Raw genomic sequence first — 2,125 nt, forward strand, 5'->3', positions numbered from 1 at the left:
TCGGCGCCGTGCGCGACCGGGTGCCGGGCGGCTCCAAGTCCGTGTCCCGCGGCGTGAAGGCCGAGGTCGGTGAGGTCCAGACCGCCCTCGACCTGGAGATCGTCGTGGAGTACGGCGTGTCGATCGCCGACACCGCGCGCGACGTGCGGGAGAACGTGATCACCGCCGTCGAGCGGATGACCGGCCTCGAGGTCGTCGAGGTCAACATCGCCGTCAGCGACGTGAAGCTGCCGGACGAGGAGGACGAGGAACCGGAGTCACGGCTCCAGTGACCGGCTCGTCGCCCCCCAGAACTCACCGGACCGACCGGACCGACCGGACCGACCGGTACGCAGGACGATCAGGACGATACGGAAGGAGGAGCACAGGATGAATCTGGCCGTGGTCGGCATGATCGCCGGCATGGCTCTCGGATTCGCCGGATACTTCGGCGGTTTCGGGGCCTTCCTGCTGGTGGCGGCTCTGGGCGCCATCGGCTTCGTCGCGGGCCGGTTCCTGGAGGGGGACCTGGAACCCGGCGACTTCTTCCGTGTCCGCGGCGACCGGCGGCGGTGACCGATGGCGGCACAGGTCGCCCCCGCGGAGCGCGGCGCCACCCGGATCGCCGACCGGGTCGTCGCGAAGATCGCCGCGTACGCGGCACGTGAGGCGCTTGACGCCGTCCCCGAGGACGGGGCGCCGCCGCACGCGACGGTGGCCGTCCACCACGACGCGGCGCGGGTCCGCATCAGCCTCGAGCTCGAGTACCCGGCGGACATCGGCGCCCAGTGCGGCGCCGTGCGTCGTCAAGTCACCGAGCGGGTAAGGACGTTGGCGGGAATGGAGGTGCCGGAGGTGGCCGTCCAGGTGGAGCGGCTGCACTCGGCACACACGCGGGGCACGGACCGGGGGAGGATCCGATGAGCGAACCCACCGAGTCGCTGCCCGTCGTCGAGCGCGAGGGCGCCGGGGGCGCGACCCTCGCCCAGTCGGCGTCCGCCGCCGAGTACGAGACCCGTCCGACCCTGGAGGACGGGGACCGCACCCCCCGCTTCTGGTCGGCCCGGCGTGTTCCCGCCGGACTGTGCGCCGTGGTGCTGCTCGGCGGGGCGGGCGTCCTGCTCTACGACATCGCGGCCGTGCGGGCCGGGCGTACGGCCATGGGGTGGCGCCGCAGCGTCGCCCGCGAACTCGCCGAGCGGCCGCTCGACGACACCGCCGTGCTGGTCGGCGCCGGTGTCGCCGCCGCGCTCGGCCTCTGGCTCCTCGTCCTCGCCCTGACGCCCGGGCTGCGCGACGTCCTGCCGATGCGGCGCACCCACCCGGACGTGCGCGCGGGGCTGCACCGCGGCGCCGCCGCGATGGTGCTGCGCGACCGCGCCATGGAGGTCTCCGGCGTGCAGTCCGTACGGGTCCGGATGAAGCGGTCCACGGTGGATGTCCGGGCGCAGTCCCACTTCCGTGCCCTCGACGACGTACGGACCGACCTCGACGCCGCGCTGGGCGACGGCATCCGGCAGCTGGGCCTCGGCTCGGCGCCCCGGCTGTCCGTGCACGTGGCGCGGCCCGGCAGGAAGGGATGAGCGGCGTGCTCAGGACCGTCAACAGGATCGTGCTCGGGCTGCTCGGACTCGTCCTGCTGCTCGGCGGAGGCTCCGTGCTCGCCGTCGGGCTCGGCGCGAACCCGCCCTCGTGGTGGGTCCACGACGGGAAGACCGACGTGCTGCTCAGCACCGCCGACCGGAACCGCTGGCGGGACGACGGCTGGTGGTGGCCCACCGTGATCGCCGTCCTCGGCGTCCTGGTGCTGCTCGCGCTGTGGTGGCTCGTGGCCCAGTTCCGGCGGCGCCGCTTGAGCGAGGTGCTCGTCGACACCGGGGACGGAGAGGGCGCGCTGCTGCGCGGCCGCGCGATGGAGCAGGTGCTCGGTGGGTCCGCCGAGGCGCTGGACGGGGTGGATCACGCGGGCGTCATGCTGACGGGGCGGCGCTCCACCCCGCAGGCCCGCGTCCGGCTCACCCTGGAGCCGCACGCGGCGCCCGGCGAGGCGCTGCGGTCGCTCGGGGACGAGGCGCTGGCGCAGGCGCGGGACTCGGCGGGGCTGGACGCGCTGCCGGCCGAGGTCCGGCTCCGGGCGGTCAAACAC

The 2,125-nt window shown here is 74.4% G+C and carries 5 protein-coding genes; all 5 read left to right on the forward strand.

Translation table 11 applies throughout. The annotated features are described in order from the left end of the window. Nucleotides 1-272: Asp23/Gls24 family envelope stress response protein (locus GTW43_RS11540; RefSeq protein WP_161301564.1), on the forward strand; the 272-nt coding region annotated here is incomplete at its 5' end. Nucleotides 273-369: 97 nt separating this feature from the next. Beyond that, nucleotides 370-555: a hypothetical protein gene (locus GTW43_RS11545; protein ID WP_161301565.1), complete on the forward strand. Its 186-nt coding sequence runs from the start codon at nt 370-372 to the stop codon at nt 553-555. A 3-nt stretch (nt 556-558) separates the two neighbouring features. Next, nucleotides 559-903 (forward strand): Asp23/Gls24 family envelope stress response protein, encoded by a 345-nt coding sequence (locus GTW43_RS11550; RefSeq protein WP_161301566.1) that lies wholly within the window; start codon nt 559-561, stop codon nt 901-903. Beyond that, entirely contained in the window at nt 900-1,562 is a 663-nt protein-coding gene (locus GTW43_RS11555; protein ID WP_161301567.1) for a DUF6286 domain-containing protein, read from the forward strand. The genes GTW43_RS11550 and GTW43_RS11555 overlap by 4 nt, the downstream gene beginning before the upstream one ends. Beyond that, the coding region (amaP, locus tag GTW43_RS11560) for an alkaline shock response membrane anchor protein AmaP (RefSeq protein WP_161301568.1) at nt 1,559-2,125 on the forward strand (567 nt) is incomplete at its 3' end. The genes GTW43_RS11555 and amaP, both read left to right, overlap by 4 nt.

The sequence above is a fragment of the Streptomyces sp. SID5785 genome, from assembly GCF_009870065.1.
Lineage (GTDB): Bacteria > Actinomycetota > Actinomycetes > Streptomycetales > Streptomycetaceae > Streptomyces.